At 64.7% G+C, this 15,682-nt stretch carries 12 protein-coding genes; 7 read left to right on the forward strand and 5 right to left on the reverse strand.

Going from position 1 to position 15,682, the window contains the following annotated elements; genetic code table 11:
• Positions 1-20: 20 nt before the first annotated feature.
• From AAFG13_RS07835 to AAFG13_RS07845, 3 genes are all read right to left on the reverse strand, one after another.
• The gene (locus AAFG13_RS07835; protein ID WP_342711659.1) at positions 21-2,732 is read right to left on the reverse strand and encodes an EAL domain-containing protein; all 2,712 of its coding nucleotides are present in this window, start codon (positions 2,730-2,732) and stop codon (positions 21-23) included.
• Positions 2,733-2,864: 132 nt separating this feature from the next.
• Complete coding sequence (locus tag AAFG13_RS07840; RefSeq protein ID WP_212318460.1) at positions 2,865-3,371, reverse strand: hypothetical protein; 507 nt, start codon at positions 3,369-3,371, stop codon at positions 2,865-2,867.
• A gap of 239 nt (positions 3,372-3,610) precedes the next feature.
• A complete protein-coding gene (locus AAFG13_RS07845) occupies positions 3,611-4,105 on the reverse strand; it encodes an ArsI/CadI family heavy metal resistance metalloenzyme (RefSeq protein ID WP_342711660.1) in 495 nt (164 codons plus the stop codon).
• A 94-nt stretch (positions 4,106-4,199) separates the two neighbouring features.
• Here AAFG13_RS07845 and AAFG13_RS07850 point away from each other — a divergent pair, with 94 nt between their 5' ends.
• The 5 genes from AAFG13_RS07850 to AAFG13_RS07870 all read left to right on the forward strand — a co-directional run bounded on the left by AAFG13_RS07850 (position 4,200) and on the right by AAFG13_RS07870 (position 11,404).
• On the forward strand, positions 4,200-4,427 hold the full coding sequence (locus tag AAFG13_RS07850; RefSeq protein WP_212318456.1) for a hypothetical protein: 228 nt from the start codon (positions 4,200-4,202) through the stop codon (positions 4,425-4,427).
• Positions 4,428-4,519: 92 nt separating this feature from the next.
• Complete coding sequence (locus tag AAFG13_RS07855; protein ID WP_342711661.1) at positions 4,520-4,870, forward strand: hypothetical protein; 351 nt, start codon at positions 4,520-4,522, stop codon at positions 4,868-4,870.
• A gap of 113 nt (positions 4,871-4,983) precedes the next feature.
• A complete protein-coding gene (locus AAFG13_RS07860; protein ID WP_342711662.1) occupies positions 4,984-6,207 on the forward strand; it encodes an efflux RND transporter periplasmic adaptor subunit in 1,224 nt (407 codons plus the stop codon).
• Positions 6,200-9,424, forward strand: coding sequence for a CusA/CzcA family heavy metal efflux RND transporter (locus AAFG13_RS07865; RefSeq protein ID WP_342711663.1), 3,225 nt, complete (start codon positions 6,200-6,202; stop codon positions 9,422-9,424). Before AAFG13_RS07860 ends, AAFG13_RS07865 begins: the two co-directional genes overlap by 8 nt.
• A gap of 138 nt (positions 9,425-9,562) precedes the next feature.
• Positions 9,563-11,404: a nucleotide pyrophosphatase/phosphodiesterase family protein gene (locus AAFG13_RS07870; RefSeq protein ID WP_342711664.1), complete on the forward strand. Its 1,842-nt coding sequence runs from the start codon at positions 9,563-9,565 to the stop codon at positions 11,402-11,404.
• Between the two features lie 62 nt (positions 11,405-11,466).
• Here the strand turns inward: AAFG13_RS07870 and AAFG13_RS07875 are convergent, their stop codons facing one another.
• Positions 11,467-12,048: a hypothetical protein gene (locus AAFG13_RS07875; protein WP_092114902.1), complete on the reverse strand. Its 582-nt coding sequence runs from the start codon at positions 12,046-12,048 to the stop codon at positions 11,467-11,469.
• Between the two features lie 388 nt (positions 12,049-12,436).
• On the opposite strand from AAFG13_RS07875, the gene AAFG13_RS07880 reads away from it, so the two are divergent.
• Both AAFG13_RS07880 and AAFG13_RS07885 read left to right on the forward strand, forming a co-directional pair.
• A complete protein-coding gene (locus AAFG13_RS07880) occupies positions 12,437-13,096 on the forward strand; it encodes a peroxiredoxin (RefSeq protein ID WP_212318446.1) in 660 nt (219 codons plus the stop codon).
• A gap of 21 nt (positions 13,097-13,117) precedes the next feature.
• Complete coding sequence (locus tag AAFG13_RS07885; protein ID WP_342711665.1) at positions 13,118-14,581, forward strand: deoxyribodipyrimidine photo-lyase; 1,464 nt, start codon at positions 13,118-13,120, stop codon at positions 14,579-14,581.
• On the opposite strand, the gene AAFG13_RS07890 is transcribed toward AAFG13_RS07885, so the two are convergent.
• A complete protein-coding gene (locus AAFG13_RS07890; protein ID WP_342711666.1) occupies positions 14,578-15,450 on the reverse strand; it encodes a DMT family transporter in 873 nt (290 codons plus the stop codon). The genes AAFG13_RS07885 and AAFG13_RS07890 overlap by 4 nt on opposite strands.
• Between the last annotated feature and the right edge of the window lie 232 nt (positions 15,451-15,682).

Genomic DNA, 15,682 nt, shown 5'->3' on the forward strand with positions numbered 1-15,682 from the left:
AACTTTTCAGGGAAAGCCGCTCAGGCGGCGTCCTCGACGCTATCGGCCGCGAGCAGCGTCCGGAGGTCCTGCGCGGGAACCGGCTTGCTGAACAGATAGCCCTGCATCTGCGTGCAGCCGAGCATCTGCACGGTATCGCGCTGCTGATCGGTCTCGACGCCCTCGGCGGTCGTGATCATGTTGCGGTCGGCGGCGATCGAGACCACTGCGCGGATGATCGAGGCCGAGCCGCTGTTGCGGGTCACTTCCTTGACGAAGCTGCGGTCGATCTTGATCTTGTCGAACGGGAAGCGCTGCAGATATTGCAGCGACGAGTAGCCGGTGCCGAAATCGTCGAGCGCAATGTGGACGCCGAGCGCGCGCAGCTGGCCGAGCGTGACAAGCGCCGCATCGTCGTCGGCGATCAGCACCGCCTCGGTGATCTCGAGCTCGAGCCTGCGCGGGTCGAGCCCGCTCTCGGCGAGCGCGCTTGCAACTTTCAGCGCCAGCGTCTCCGACTTGAACTGGATCGGCGAGACGTTGACCGCCAAGCGCACATGCGCCGGCCAGCCCGCCGCCTCGATGCAGGCGGTGCGCAACACCCACTGCCCGATTTCCTCGATCAGCCCGGTTTCCTCGGCGACCGGGATGAACTCCGCCGGGGAGATCATGCCGCGCACCGGATGCCGCCAGCGCAGCAGCGCCTCGCAGCCGGTCACCTCGTCGCTGCGCAGGTCGACCAGCGGCTGATAGTGCAGCTCGAAGCGGTCTTCCGCCAACGCACTTCGCAGATCGGCCTCCAGCGCGCGGCGCAGATTGGCCTGCTTCTCCATCGCCGGATCGAAGAAGCGATAGGTCCTGCGGCCGGCGGCCTTGGCCGCGTACATGGCGAGGTCGGCGCATTTGAGCAGGCCGAACAGGTCGGAGCCGTGACGCGGGGCGATCGCGATGCCGATGCTGGCGTCGCTCGACAGCCAATGACCGTGGCAGTCGAACGGCGTGCGCAGTGACTGATAGACGCGCGCGACCAGATCGCTGACGTCGTCGTCCGACATGATGTCATGCTGGACGATCGCGAACTCGTCGCCGCCGAGGCGCGCGATGAAGTCGTTCGATCCGACCGACTGGCGCAGCTTGTCGGCCACGCGCCGGAGGAATTCATCGCCGATCGGATGACCCAGCGTGTCGTTGATCCGCTTGAACTCGTCGATATCGATGTAATGGATCGCGAACTCGCGGACGGTCGCCTCGCGCAACAATTCTTCCGCGTGACGCTGGAACAGCGTCCGGTTCGGCAGATTGGTCAAGGCATCGTAATGCGCGAGATACTCGATCTGCGCCTGCGCACGCCGCCCGTCGGTGACGTCCTCGAGCGTGGTAGCCCAGCCGCCGTCGGGTGCGCGTTTGTAGATCAGGCGGATGCTGCGGCCGTCGGGCGTCACGATCACCGAATCCCGGATTTCGTCACCCTTGGGATTGGTGAACCGCGCACAGTATTCATCGACATCGCCGACAAATGAACCGAGCGCCTGGCGATGCAGGATCAGATCGCGCAGATGGCAGCCGGGCCTGGCGACATCGGGCGACAGGCCGAACATGTCGATATATCGCTGGTTGCAAATCACGAGCCGCGCCGAGGCATCGAACAGCAAAAGCCCCTGCGTCATGGTGTTGATGGCGGTGTCGAGATGCTGGCTCTTCTCGGACAGCCGGCGCTGCGCCGCATCGTGCTGCCGCTGCAGCTGGCGGACGATCAGGAAGACCGCGAAGCTGATGACCAGTACCGCCAACACGGCCGCGCAGAATTGCAGCTTGGTCTGGGCGCGCCAGTCCTCCAGCGCGCTCGATGTCTTCGTAGTGGCGAGGATCAGGATCGGAAAATGCGACAGCAATCTGACCGCACCGACGTTCTCCTCGCCAGAAGCGCCAACGAACCGTCCCGACGTGTTGCCGCCAAAGCTGATGACCTTTTGGAACACTGGCAGGTTGATGATGTTGCGGCCGATCACGCCGGCATCCTGCGGATAGCGCGCGATGATCGTGCCGTCGCGGTGGATCATCGAAATCACGGTGTCGCCGCTCAATGCCAGCGAGGCGAGGAAATACTCGAAATGGCTGGGCTCGACGCCGCGGCTCGCAAAGCCGATGATCTCGCCGTTGCGCCCGGTGATCTTGCGCGCAAAGATCGTGGTCCAGTTGCCCGTCACCTTGCTCATCGCAGGTTCGACGATGACAGGCGACGTCGGTCGTCCCGAGGTGAACTCCTGGAAATAGCGCCGTTCGGCAATGCTGACGTCGGGCACCGGCCACATCTCGGACGAGTTGATCAGCCATCCCTTGGCATTGAACAAATTGAGCCCGCCGACATGCGGCAGCGCGGCCAGCCGCGTGCGCAGCATCTCGTGTGCGCTCAAAAGCGACATGTTCTTTTCGAACTGATCGGCGGTCTCGACCTGCTCCGACCGCAGATAGTTCACGATGTCGTCGTGGACATGCTGGAGGTCGCTGAGCTGCTGGTCGAAATGCCGCGACAGCAGCAGCGCGGTGTTGTTGAGCTCGCGTTCGGACATCTCCAGCGCGCGCTCGCGAAACTGCAGCGCGAGATAGCCGGTGCCAAGCGTGATGGCGAGCACCAGCAGCGCGGCGCTCAGGACGAGCCACTGAATGGCGCCCATCCTGGTGGCGCGCAACACACCCTTGATCGACAGCCGCCGGTGCTCCGGCTTCACGCTGTTCGTTGACACAACCGACATTTTCCTGCCCCTGCGGGTGCCCTTCTAAGGGAACACAACCCAAGGGCTCGTTAGGAAAGTCAGTTATCGGACTGTTAAGGTGGATGAATAGCTGAGCGCGATCAGCACGGGAATCCTCAGGGCGCGACCGCCTCAGGCCTCCTTCAGGCTGCACTCGATCAACGCGCCCTCGATGCTGAACTTCGAGAATGGCGAGAACGGCGTCGCGGCCTTGAGCGCGGCGAAGAATTGCGAGTCGCCCGGACTCTTGAGGAGAAAACGGATGTGGCTGGCCGCCAGCGCATCACGCGACAGCCAGACGACGCCGGAGAACAGGGCCACGAGCATCTGCGCGTAATCGCTGACATCGGCGAGGCCGAGATCGTAGATCGGAGACACATTGATGAAGCGCGTGCTGAGCGCCGGCGACGTATATCGGCTCATCAACAGACGTCTGACCTGGCAGACCGCGTGGACCCGTTCGCCGTCGGTCAGGTGATACAGCCCCTGACTGTCACCTTCCCTGGCCGTCAGCGCTTCAAAGGCTCCGATGCCGCCAAAGGTGGCAAAATCCTCTCCGACGCCTTCAGCGTCCTTCTTCCATTGTGCCTTGATGAGACGCCAGGACCGCTCAGGATCCTTGATTGGCAAAAGCCGCATGGTTAAGGGGCTGTTAGCACGGAGGGGAGTCGTCGCTGAGATAATATGTCGCAGGCATTAAGCATTTGCTTACAGCGGTAGCCGGCTGCGCCGACGCGACGGCTGGCCCGGCGGTGCGTAGCCCGGATGAAGCGCAGCGCAATCCGGGACCTGTATCAACGGTTGGCGGCTCCCGGATTTCGCTGCGCTTCATCCGGGCTACAAGAACTTCGACCCCTAGTGTGCGCGGCCGCTTCGACTCACGCCTTGCAGCAGGCCGGAGCCTCGGGCGGCGCGGCCTGGGGCTGTGGCGCACAACAGGCGCTTTGCTGCCCGTCCAGCTTCTCGTGTGCGACGCGCGCGGTCCGCTCGCCGCTGCCGTCGCCGTAGACGATGCTTTCGCCGGTCGTATGGAAGGTCTCCCACGCGATCCCCGCGGGATCATCGATCCACGACTTCTCGGACCTGGCATAGCAGCACACCGTCTGGCCCTGCTCGATCACCTCGCCGCCCGCCTTGCGCAGCCGGCCATAGACCTCGCCGAGCTCCTCGGCGCTCTCCACCTGAATGCCGAGGTGATCGAGCCCCGGCTCGCGGCCTCGGGTCGAGATCGCGAAGTTGACGCGGGGATCGTCGAGCATCCATTTGGCATAATCGGATTTCACGATCGTCGGTTCGGCGCCGAACAACGCCGAGTAGAAGCTGACCGATTGCGGGATGTCCTTGACGGCGACGTGAACATGCATGCGCTTCATGGGGGCAATCCTTTCAGGCAGCGACGCTGGATGGATATTCCAGCCCAAGCATGCTCAGATATCAACTGCGTTACAACAGGAGTCCTGCTGCGGAATGGATGCGCTCACGCTGTTCGGTTTGTTCGCCGTGACCATGATGCTCGTCTGCTACGCAGCCGAGGATCGCAGTCCCTGGTTCATCCTGGCTTTCGCCGTCTCCTGCGCGCTCGGCTCGGCCTACGGTTTCCTGCAGGGCGCCTGGCCGTTCGGGCTGGTCGAAGCGATCTGGGCTGTCGTCGCAGCGCGACGCTGGCTGATGCGCCGAACCGCTGAGAAAGTGTAACGTTATAGTATCCGCGGCAATTCTGTCGCAGCGTCGAACTTGAATGCGCGCGGTCGCGGCGCTAATTAGGGCCCATGGACGCTTCGCGCACCATGACTCAGCCTTCCACTCATGCAACAGGATCGCGCCGCTGGCGCAGCCTGCTTGCGGGGCTGATTTCGCTTGCGCTGGTGCTGTCGTTCTTCCACGGCTGGGCCTTCGACGGCGATGACGATGCAGCTCCCGGCTTCTCGATCGCGCAGTCGATCAACGATACCGGCGGCAAGGCTCCCGCGCATCCGGCCTCACTGCATGGCGATCACTGCCTGACCCACGTCGCCTCGGTGGCGCCGCAGGAGACGGCATTCCCGATCGCCTATGCGCAGCACAGCTATGGCGACAGCAGCATCGGGCTGCCGGCGTCGGCCGATCGCCTCTCCCCCTTCAAACCACCGCGCGCCTGATCCAGTCGGCATGACCGGCCGTGCGCCGCTGCCATCCGGTAGCGCGCACGCTTCCGCACAGATCGATGTCGCGACAGCGCAGGGCCAATGGCATGCGCTGCGGAGAGGCGCACATGAAACGGGTTGTTCTATTCTTCGCCGGCGTGGCTGCCGGCATTGCACTGATCATTCTGGCGGCCGGATGGATCGGCTGGCCAGTCAGGTTCCCGGCCACGACGCAGGAGACGGCGACCGCAGATCCACCGAAAGTCGAGGCCGCGCATGAAGCTCCCGGACATATCGAGCTAAGCGAAGACCAGATCCGTGAATCTGGCATCACGCTCGCACCGGCCGGCGGCGGCATGCTGAAGCGGCATTTCCTCGCGCCGGGATCGTTGATCCCCGACGCCGATCATATCGGCCGCGTCTCGGTCCGCGTGCTCGCGACGGTCACGGAACTGCGCAAGCGTCTCGGCGACGTGGTCGAGAAAGGCGAGATCGTCGCTGCGATCGAAAGTCGTGAGGTGGCCGACGCCAAGAGCGAATACCTCGCCGCGCGGCTCACCAACGACCTGCAGCAGACGCTCTACGCGCGACAGAAGACGCTGGTCGAGACCCGCATCGTCTCGGAAAACGAGTTCCTGCGCACGCGACTGACCGCGAACGACGCCCAGATCAAGCTCGACGGCGCGCGGCAAAAACTGTTTGCGCTCGGCCTGTCGGAAAGCGAGATCACCGATCTGCCCAACCAGCCGCCCGAAAGCCTGCGGACGCAGTTCCTGCGCGCGCCGATCAGCGGCCGGGTGTCCGAACGGCGCGTCGATCTCGGCGGCCTGGTCGGGCGCGAGGGGCAGGAAAGCGAACTCTACGTCATCGTCAATCTCGACGACATCTGGGTCGATCTGGCGGTTTCGCCCGAAGACATCGGCGCGGTCCGCGAAGGCGTTTCGGTCAAGATCCGCGCCATCGGCACCGAGGATGAAGCCAATGCCGGCGTGATCTTCGTCAGCCCCCTGCTCGACCGCGAGACCCGCAATGCCCGCGTGATCGCGACCATGCCCAACAAGGAGCACCGCTGGAAGCCCGGCACCTTCGTCACCGCGGAAGTGCCGCTGTCAGGCGCGCCGTCGACGGTGATGGTGACGAAGAAGGCCATTCAAACCATCAAGGGAACGCCGACCGTGTTCGTGCGCGACGCCGACGGCTTCGAGGCGAGGTCGGTACGGACCGGCCGTGAGGACGATAACGACATCGAAATCGTCGCGGGTCTTGCCGCCGGCGAGACCATTGCGGTGCAGAACACCTTCACGTTGAAGGCCGAAGTCGAGAAGGACGAAGCGGAGCACGGCCATGATTGAGCGCATCATCGGTCTCGCGATCCAGCGGCGCTGGGTCGTTGTCACACTGGCGGCCATCCTGATGTTTCTCGGCGGCCTCGCATTGACCAGGCTGCCGATCGACGCAGTGCCCGACATCACCAACAAGCAGGTCCAGATCAACACCGTCGCCCCGGCGTTGTCGCCGGCGGAAATCGAGAAGCAGATCACCTTCCCGATCGAGACGGCGCTGGCGGGCGCGCCGGGGCTGGAGAGCACGCGGTCGCTCTCCCGCAACGGCTTCTCGCAGATCACCGCGGTGTTCAGCGAAGCCACCGACATCTATTTCGCCCGCCAGCAGGTCGGCGAGCGCCTGACCGAGGTGCGCGCGCGCCTGCCCCAGGGCATCGAGCCGCGAATTGGCCCGACCACGACGGGTCTTGGCGAAATCTACATGTGGACCGTCCACTACTCCGGCCAGAAGGTGCAGACCGACGGCGCGCCGGGCCTGCAGAGCGACGGCCGCTTCCTGACGGCGGACGGCCAGGTGTTGCAAAGCGAGGTCGAGAAAGACGCCTATCTGCGCACAGTGCAGGACTGGATCATCAAGCCGCAGATCAAGATGGTGCCTGGCGTCGCCGGCGTCGATTCGATCGGCGGCTATCTCAAGCAGTACCAGGTGCAGCCCGATGCGGCGAAGCTGATCGCGCTCGGCCTCACCTTCGCCGACGTCGCCAAGGCGATCGAGAGCAACAATGTCAGCCGCGGTGCGCGCTATATCGAGCGCAACGGCGAAGGATTCGTGGTTCGGTCCGGCGGCCGCCTCGAGAACATCGAGGAGCTCGGCGCGGTCGTCGTCACCACCCGCGGCGGCGTCCCGGTCCGGATCCGCGACCTCGCCTCGCTCTCGATCGGCGGCGAGACGCGCACCGGCAGCGCCAGCGAGAACGGCCGCGAGGTCGTGGTCGGCACCGCACTGATGCTGATCGGCGCCAACAGCCGCACGGTATCGGCCGCGGTCGACGCCAAACTGCGTGCGATCACGCCATCCTTGCCGGCAGGCGTCGCAGTCGAGACGGTGCTCGATCGCACCCAGCTGGTCGATGCGACCATCGGCACGGTGGCGCGAAACCTCGCCGAAGGCGCGCTGCTGGTGATCGCGGTTCTGTTCGTGCTGCTCGGCAATTTCCGCGCGGCATTGATCACGGCACTGGTGATCCCGATCGCCATGCTGATGACGGCGATCGGCATGTTTCAGGGCCGCATCAGCGCCAATCTGATGAGCCTCGGTGCACTGGATTTCGGCCTGATCGTCGATGGCGCCGTCATCATCACCGAGAACAGCCTGCGTCATCTTGCCGAGAAGCAGCATGTGCTTGGCCGCGTGCTGACCCGCAACGAACGGCTGGCGACGGTGCAGGCGTCTGCCGTGGAGATGGTGCAGCCGAGCCTCTACGGCCAGGCCATCATCCTGCTGGTCTATGTGCCGCTCCTCACCTTCACCGGCGTCGAAGGCAAGATGTTCGAGCCGATGGCGCTGACCGTGATTCTCGCGCTCGCTGCCGCCTTCGTGCTGTCGCTGACACTGGTTCCGGCGCTGATCGCGATCGGCATCACCGGCCGCGTGCAGGAGAAGGAGAACTGGCTCGTTGCCACATTGAAGCGCTGGTACAGCCCGCTGCTCCGGCGCGCGGTTGCAACGCCCCTACCCGTCATCGCCGTGGCGGTCGTGTTGTTCGCGACCGCCCTGTTCGGGTTCTTCCGGCTCGGCCAGGAGTTCATCCCCTCGCTCGACGAGAAGAACATCGCCATGCACGCGCTGAGAATTCCGAGCACGGCGCTGTCGCAGTCGCAGGCGATGCAACTCTCGGTCGAGAAGGCCGTCAGCCGCTTTCCGCAAGTGTCGTTCGTCTTCTCCAAGACCGGCACCGCGGAGGTGGCGAGCGACCCGATGCCGCCGAACGCATCCGACACCTTCATCATCCTGAAGCCGCGCGCGCAGTGGCCGGATCCGTCGCTGACCAAGGAGCAGTTGATCGAAGACATTTCGAAGGCGGTCGGCCGGCTGCCCGGCAACGTCTATGAATTCACCCAGCCGATCCAGATGCGCTTCAACGAACTGCTCGCCGGCGTTCGCGGCGACATCGCGGTCAAGGTGTTCGGCGACGAGTTCGAGCCGATGCAGAAGGCCGCCAACCAGATCGCCGCCGCGCTGCGCGGCGTGCGCGGCGCGACCGACGTCAAGGTCGAACAGGCCGGTGGCCTGCCCGTGCTCGAGATCAAGGTCGACAAGGCGGCGATCGCCCGGCGGGGCCTCAGCGTCTCCGAGGTCCAGGACGTGATCGGTGCGGCGGTCGGCGGCCAGGATGCCGGCGTCGTCTACGAGGGCGATCGCAGCTTCGACATCGTGGTGCGGTTGCCGGAGAGCGTCCGCTCCGATCTCGAGGCGTTGAGCAATTTGCCGGTCGCCTTGCCGAAGGCAACGCCGAGTTCGCCGGTGCAGAGCCTGCCGCTCAACCGCGTCGCGCAGTTCTCCTTCACCGAGGGGCCGAACCAGATCAGCCGCGAGAACGGCAAGCGCCGCATCGTGGTGACGGCCAATGTCCGCGGCCGCGATCTCGGCTCGGTGGTCGAAGAAGCTCAGGCAAAGGTCACGCAATCGGTGCAGCTGCCGCCCGGCTACTGGATGACCTGGGGCGGCCAATCGGAAAATCTCGCCGCGGCGCGCCAGCGCCTTGCCGTCGTGGTGCCGGCCTGTTTTGCGATGATCTTCCTGTTGCTGCTGGCGGCGATGGGCTCGACGCGCCATGCGCTGCTGGTGTTCAGCGCGGTGCCGCTGGCGCTCACCGGCGGCGTCGCGGCGCTGTGGCTGCGCGGCATGCCGTTCTCGATCTCGGCGGCGGTCGGCTTCATCGCGCTGTCCGGCGTTGCGGTGCTGAACGGGCTCGTGATGCTGAGCTTCGTCAGGCAATTGCGCGAGCGCGGCGTGCCGATGCGGGAGGCCATCGAGCAAGGCGCCCTCACCCGCTTCCGGCCGGTGGTGATGACTGCGCTGGTGGCCTCGCTCGGTTTCGTGCCGATGGCGTTCGCCACCGGCACCGGCGCCGAGGTGCAGAAGCCGCTCGCCACCGTCGTGATCGGCGGCCTGATCAGCGCGACCCTGCTCACGCTCGCCGTCCTGCCCGCGCTCTATGCACGGTACGGGCATGCCGGCAGCGCCGCGCGCAATGAGAGCACCGCGGTTCAGCCCGCGGAATGACGGCGGGTTGACCGGCCGTCGCTAAGAAAAATCCGGCAGTTACAGCGCCCGGCAGGCGCTGTAACATTTCTGTCATGTGGCAAAACTAAACGAAGGCTGCGGCGGGCTGCCGCGGGGCTTCATCAGGGGAATAACAAAATGCGCCGTGCCATTACATTACTGTCCGCGAGCATGATCGCGCTTTCAGCCGGCGCCGCTTCCGCGCAAAATGCAAAACCCCGCAACCTCATCCTGTTCGTCCCCGACGGCCTGCGCGGCGGCATCGTGACGCCGCAGACGGCGCCTGCGATGGCCGAGATCCGCGACAAGGGCGTCCATTTCAAGAACTCGCATTCGCTGTTCCCGACCTTCACGATGGCGAACAGCTCGGCGCTCTCGACCGGCCACTATCTCGGCGACACCGGCACCTTCTCCAACACGATCTTTACCGGCTACACCTCGGTGCCTGCCGGCGACACCGTGGTTCCCTTCATCGAGAACGACGCCGTGCTCGCCGATATCGACGATCACTTCAACGGCGACTATCTCAACGAGGAGACGTTGCTGAAGATGGCCCGTGGCCAGGGTTTTAGCACCGCAGCCATCGGCAAGGTCGGCCCGACCCTGCTGTTCGACCACACCGATCGCGGCAAGAACACCATCGTGGTCGACGATTCCACTGGCGGCAAGGCCGGCGTGCCGCTCTCCGATGAGATGAAGGACGCGCTGACCAAGGCCGGCCTGCCGCTCGCCACGCCGAGCCGCGGCGACAATGCCAAGGCCGGCGATGCCAAGACGTCCGGCACCACGGTGGCCAACGTCGCACAGCAGGCCTACATGGCCGACGTCGCGACCAAGGTCGTGCTGCCGATGTTCAAGGCGCGCAACAAGCCGTTCGTGCTGGTGTTCTGGTCGCGCGATCCGGACGGCAGCCAGCACAATACCGGCGACAGCCTCAACACCATCACGCCCGGCATCAACGGCCCGACCTCGATGGCCGGCATCAAGAATGCCGACAACAACCTCGCCCAGCTCCGCAAGGCGCTCGACGAGCTCGGACTTTCCGCCAACACCAACATCATGGTCTCCTCCGACCATGGCTTCTCGACGATCTCGAAGGAGAGCAAGACCAGCCCCTCGGCCAAGATCGCCTACGACGACACGCCGACGGATTTCCTGCCGATGGGCTTTCTGGCGATCGATCTCGCCAAGGCGCTGAACCTGCCGCTGTTCGACCCCAACGACAAGAATGCCAAGGTCGCCGACAATGCCCATCCGAAGGCCGGCAACGGCGTGCTCGGCCAGGACCCGGCCAAGCCTGACGTCGTGATCGCCACCAATGGCGGCTCGGATCTGGTCTATCTGCCGAACCGCGACAAGAAGCTCGCCGACCGCGTGGTCAAGGCGCTGCTCGAGCAGGACTATGTCAGCGGCCTGTTCGTCGACGACAAGCTCGGCACCTTCCCCGGCACGCTGCCGATGTCGAACCTCAATTTGAAGGGCAAGGCGGTGACGCCGAACCCGTCGATCGTGGTCAACTTCCGCTCCTGGTCGAGCGGCTGCGAGATCCCGACCAACTGCTCGGTGCAGGTTGCCGACACCGTGCTGCGCCAGGGCCAGGGCATGCATGGCAGCTTCAGCCGCGGCGACACCTTCAACTTCACCGCCGCGATCGGCCCCGACTTCAAGGCGGGCTATGTCGATCCGCTACCGGTCAGCAACGCCGATGTCGGCATGACCGCGGCGCAACTGCTCGGGCTGCGCGCGCCGAACAATGGCGGGCTGATCGGCCGGGTGATGTCGGAAGCGCTCCCGAACGGCATCGTACCGAAGATGGCCGAGGGCACCATCATGTCGAAGAAGCCGTCGGCCAACGGCCTGCGCACCGTGCTGAAATTCCAGCGCGTGCTCTCGACCCGCTATTTCGACGTCGCCGGGTTCCCGGGGCGGACGCTCGGGCTCGAGGAGAGCGGCGGCAAACAGAAAACGGCGGGGAAGTGATCCCCGCCGCTCTCGCCTGAAGCCGTTGGTTCGGGATGATGCACAGGCATCATCCCGAATGATCACATCATCCCGATGTCGAACACGTTGGGCAGCTGGGCTGCGAGCGGCAGCGCGGTGGCGCCGACCAGCGTCGCTACCATCGCCGCGAGCGCGCGACCGGTGCGGCGCTGACCGCGCATCCGGCCCGCGATCCATTCCAGAACCTTGGTGTCCATCTTGGTGCCTTGCGTCGGCGCCCACCGATCGATGTTCGTATCCGGCGACAGCGCCACCGTGCGCGGCGGCACCGGCAGACCGGACTCGGACGCGGCATGATGGGCGATCGCCTTGGCGAGCAGGTCGTCGAACCGGCCGCCATCGCTGCGCTCGGCAGCAGCCTCGTTGATCGCGAACAGCGCCTCGATCTCGGCCCGGCTGACCGGCTGGTGCTCGACCGCGGCCGCCGTCAGGATGCGCGCGCACCAGGCAGCGTCATCGGCATCGAGTGACCGGGAGAAATGGATACGGCCCTTGGTGGTGGGACCTTCGCCGGTGATCACGCCGTCGCGCACAATGGTCAGCGCGTGGGCGGCGGTCTTGCGGCAGGATGGATGCAACGCACCGCTGAGAGCCTCAGCGGTCTTGGTACTTGGGGTAGACATTGTGGGAGCTTTCAATTCCTATCTGAGGCCAGCTTTTCCATGCGGGCGTAAACGAGTGGTTAATGATTCGGAACTTGGGTTCCGAGATTTTTAGATGGTTGCTATTTGGTCGCTTTAAACGCTGTCACGGTTCAGTCCTATAGCAGCCGGGGCCGGCGTGATGACGGCGATAAGCGGCTTTATCTGGGCATTTCCAAGCTTTTGTGCCGCCGTTGATATCTCGTCGCAGGAGTACGGATCAAAACAAATTGCTCGGAATTTCGCCCTCAAGGAGAAATGTCTCACCTTTTTTCAGAACCCGTTCACTTAAGCCTTTTCGCGTCCTATACTGGAACAGACCACCTCAAATACAATTTTATCTGCAACTTCAAAGAGATGAGGTAAAATCATGGCACTTCAGATTGGCGCCGTCGCCCCCGACTTCGAAGCCGAGACCACCGAAGGGAAGATCAAGTTCCACGACTGGATCGGCAGCAGCTGGGTGCTTTTGTTCTCCCATCCCAAGGACTTCACTCCGGTCTGCACCACCGAGCTCGGTGCGCTCGCCCGCCTGAAGCCCGAATTCGACAAGCGCGGCGTCAAGCTCATGGGGCTGTCGGTCGATCCGGTCGATCGTCACGCCAAATGGTCCGAGGACATCAAGGAAACCCAGGGCGCCGCGCCGAACTATCCGATGATCGGCGACACCGATTTCAACGTGTCGAAGCTCTACGACATGCTGCCTGCCTCGACCTCGGGCGATCCCCTCACCCGCACGCCGGCGGATAATCAGACGGTCCGCAACGTCTTCATCATCGGCCCCGACAAGAAGATCAAGCTGGTGCTGGTCTACCCGATGACCACCGGCCGGAACTTCCAGGAGATCCTGCGCGTCATCGACTCGCTGCAGCTCACGGCCACGCACCGCGTCGCCACCCCCGCCGACTGGAAGCAGGGCGAGGACGTGATCATTGCGGGCTCGGTCAGCAACGACGAGGCCAAGACGATCTATCCGCAGGGCTGGAAAGAACCGAAGCCCTACATCCGCATCGTGCCGCAGCCGAAGTAACGGCCGGTAAGCAGCGTCCGGGTGGCCCGCGCACAGCCTGTTATCGTCTGGTTCCGCGACGATCTGCGGCTGTCGGATCACCCGGCCCTGCATGAAGCGGCCAGCCGCGGCGCGCCCGTGGTTGCTCTCTATGTCCGCGACGAAGCAAGCCGTGCCCTGAAACCTCCAGCCGCGCGCCCTCTCGGGGGCGCGACGCGCTGGTGGCTGGCGCAGTCGCTGCGCGCGCTCCGCAAGAGCCTTGAGGCGATCGGCGGAACGCTGGTGTTGCGCACCGGACCGGCCGCCTCCGTGATCGCCACACTGGCCCGCGACATCCATGCGGGTGCCGTGCTCTGGAACGACATCGCACAGGCGCCGCATCGAGCCGTTGCCAGAGATGTCGAAGCTGCGCTCGCAACTGACGGCATCTCTTCGCAAATTTTTGCCGGCGACCTGCTCGTCGCGCCCCAGGCGATCCGCAACAAGGACAACCGTGGCCTGCGTGTCTTCACGCCGTTCTGGCGACGTGTGCAGGGGCTCGGCGATCCGCCAAAGCCGCTGCCGGCACCGAGGAAGCTCGCATCCGTCAGCGGCGTCGCGAGCGAAACCGTCGACGACTGGGATCTCGAGCCGACACGGCCCGATTGGGCCGGCGGCCTGCGCGAAAGCTGGACCCCCGGCGAAGCCGCGGCGCGCGATCGACTGAAGACATTCCTCGACGAGCGTATCAGCGGCTATGCCGGCGACCGCGACCGGCCGGACCGCGACGGCACCTCGCGCCTGTCGCCGCATCTGCGCTTCGGCGAGATCAGCCCGCGCCAAGTCTGGCACGCCGCTCGTTTCGCCGCCGCCGAGCACCCGCGCCTCGGCGGCGACATCGATAAATTTCTCAGCGAGCTCGGCTGGCGCGAGTTCTGCCGTCACCTGCTGTTCGATGTGCCTGATATGGCGGATCGGAATCTGCAGGAGCAGTTCGACGCGTTTCCGTGGAAGCGCGACGCGCGCGCATTGAAGGCCTGGCAGCGCGGCCTGACCGGCTATCCGATCGTCGACGCCGGCATGCGCGAGCTCTGGCACACCGGCGTGATGCACAACCGGGTACGCATGGTGGTCGCCTCGTTCCTGGTGAAGCACCTGCTGATCGACTGGCGTAGCGGCGAAGCATGGTTCTGGGACACGCTGGTCGATGCCGATGCCGGCTCCAATCCAGCGAATTGGCAATGGGTCGCAGGCTCTGGCGCCGACGCCGCGCCGTATTTCCGCGTCTTCAATCCGATCCTGCAGGGCGAGAAATTCGATCCGGACGGCGCCTATGTCAGGCGCTGGGTGCCGGAGCTCGCGCGTTTGCCGACCGACCTCATCCACCAGCCATGGACTGCAACACCGATCGAACTGGCGAGCGCCGGCATCGAACTCGGCAAGACCTATCCGCCGCCGATCGTCGATCACAAGCAGGGCCGCGAACGCGCGCTAGCCGCCTACGCTAAGATCCGCGGCAAGGATTAAGCGCGGCGGTTGACCACCAGCACTGCCGCTGCGCAGGCGGCCATGCCGGCCATCGCGACGTAATCCAGCCGCTCGCCGAACAGCACATAGGCCATCAGCGCGGTCACCGCCGGCACCAGATAGAACAGACTCGCGACCGAGGTCGCGGCATGGTGACGGATCAGCCAGTACAATAGCCCAATCGAGCCGATCGACAGCGCGAACACCAGCCAGGCGATCGCCAGCACGAACTCACGGGTCCAATGCACGACATTGGTCTCGAACAGCCAGGCGCCGATGCCGAAGAAGATCGTCACCGCAACGTATTGCACGAGGTTGCCGGCGCGCCAGTCGATCTGGTTGCAGTAACGGCGCTGGTAGAGCGTGCCGAGCGTGATGCTGATCAGCGAGACGCCGGAGGCAAGCCAACCCCATCCCGCGTCACCCGTCATCGGCCGGTTGTGCAGGATCAGCACGACGCCGGCGAGGCCGAGCAGCAGCCCGCCCCATTGCCGCGGCGTGACGCGCTCGCCGAGCCAGCGGTTGGCGATGGTCGAGGTCAGGATCGGCTGCAGGCCCGGGATCAACGCCGAGAGCCCTGCGGGAATCGAATGCGCGATCGCAATCGCGGTGCCGCCGAGATAGAAGCCGTGCACTAGGATGCCGGCCACCGCACTGTGGAAAACGCCTGTCCGGTCCGGCCATTTCGGCCGTGCGACCGCGGCGATGACCGCCATCACCACCACCACGAACGCCATCCTGATCGCCAGATAGGTCAGCGGCTCCGCATTGTTGATGACGTATTTGGTGCCGATGAATCCCGTACTCCACAGCACGACAAAAATCGCCGGCGCCAGACGAGCGGCAGTTTCCTCGAAGCTCTTGTTCATTGCAGGCCGTCATTGCCTGAAGAAGAGGCAACCGGCAATCGCGAATTTTTGCGGGCTAGCCGGACTGGCGCCCCAGGCACACTGTCGTCCCTGCGAAAGCAGGGACCCATACTCCGCGGTGGATGTTGTGAAAGGGACGCGTCGTTCCAGCGACCTTCAACGATGACCATCGGTGGTTATGGGTCCCTGCTTTCGCAGGGACGACACTGAACGTGTTGCACCGTCTGTTAGT

Origin of the sequence: Bradyrhizobium sp. B124 (assembly GCF_038967635.1) — a bacterium.
Lineage (GTDB): Bacteria > Pseudomonadota > Alphaproteobacteria > Rhizobiales > Xanthobacteraceae > Bradyrhizobium.